1 protein-coding gene is annotated in these 1,371 nt (G+C 62.9%); it reads right to left on the reverse strand.

Translation table 11 applies throughout. The features are described 5' to 3' along the window. Nucleotides 1-228: 228 nt before the first annotated feature. Nucleotides 229-1,371, reverse strand: a 1,143-nt coding sequence (locus tag ACI38B_RS02380; RefSeq protein ID WP_439729372.1) for a D-alanine--D-alanine ligase family protein, incomplete at its 5' end; no start/stop codon positions are given.

The following is a 1,371-nucleotide window of genomic DNA, read 5'->3' on the forward strand; positions in this document are numbered from 1 at the left end:
TGCTGTCCAGTTGGTTGCTGTCCAGTTGGTTGCCACCTGGCTGGCTGTCATCCGGCTGATTGTTGTCATTCATCCACGTCATGAGCATCCCTTGCGTTGTCCGACCACTGTCCACATGCTCAGCCCTCGCCGCAAAGCACTGGTGAGGTTCATCATAGCAAGGGATGCTTCAAGCGCGAAGCAAGCCGAGCGGTTGCAAGTTCCGCCGGCTTGCGTACGACGGCGGTTTCAGTGCTTGAGCACCCCGTCGATCAGCTGGGAAATCAGCTCCCCGTATGGCAGGCCGGTCGCGGCCCAGGCCTTGGGATACATGGAGATCGGCGTGAATCCCGGCATGGTGTTGATTTCGTTGACCATCACCGAGCCGTCCTTCGTCACGAAGGTGTCCACGCGGCTCAATCCGGCACCGTCAACAGCCTTGAACGCCTTGATCGCGGTGCTGCGCACCAGTTCGAGCGTCTCTTGCGGCAACTTGGCCGGCACCTCGACGTGGGATGCCTGCGCGTCCATGTACTTGCTGTCGAAGTCGTAGAACTGGTCCTCGCCATCGTCGCGGCGGTCGAGCACGATCTCGCCCGGCCAGCTTGCGCGCGGTTGCCCGCCCGGCTTGGGCGAGAACACCGCGCATTCGATTTCGCGCGCGTCGATGCCCTGCTCAATCAGTACCTTCCAGTCGTGGTGGGAAGCTTCGAACACGGCGGCGGCCAGTTCGGCGGCATCGCCCTCATGCTCGACTTTCGTCACACCGAAGCTTGAACCGGCGCGCGACGGCTTGACGAACAGCGGGTATGCGAGCCCCGCCTCCCGTACCTGGCAGATCAGCGCCTCACCTTGTGCTGCGAACCCGTCGACCGCATCGAAATCGCGGGTGTCGAGGGTGATGCCCGGAGCCGTGGCGATGCCGGCGGCATTGAGCAGCACCTTCGTGAAATGCTTGTCCATGCAAGCGGCGGAAGCGAACACGCCGCAACCCACATACGGCACGCCCATCATCTCAAGCAGGCCCTGAACCGTGCCATCCTCGCCGTACGGGCCGTGCAGCACCGGGAACACCGCGTCGATATGACCGAGGGAAGTCAGCGTTCCGTTCTGTTCGCGGGCGAAGAACCCATCCGCCCCACGCGCCGGGTCAAGCACCACTTCGCGCGCGTCGGCACTGGCCTGGACGACCGGGAGTTCGCCGCCGTCCAGCGAGAAGGTGCGCGGGTCGGTTCCGCCGACCAGCCACTTGCCGTCCTTGGTGATACCCACCGGAATCGGCTCGAAACGCTCGGTATCAAGCGCATTGAGCATACCGGCGGTCGAAATGCAGGAAATCGAATGTTCGTCGGCCTTGCCGCCGTAGAGCACCATAATGCGTTGCTTCGTCAT

This window comes from Bifidobacterium sp. (assembly GCF_051876855.1).
GTDB lineage: Bacteria > Actinomycetota > Actinomycetes > Actinomycetales > Bifidobacteriaceae > Bifidobacterium.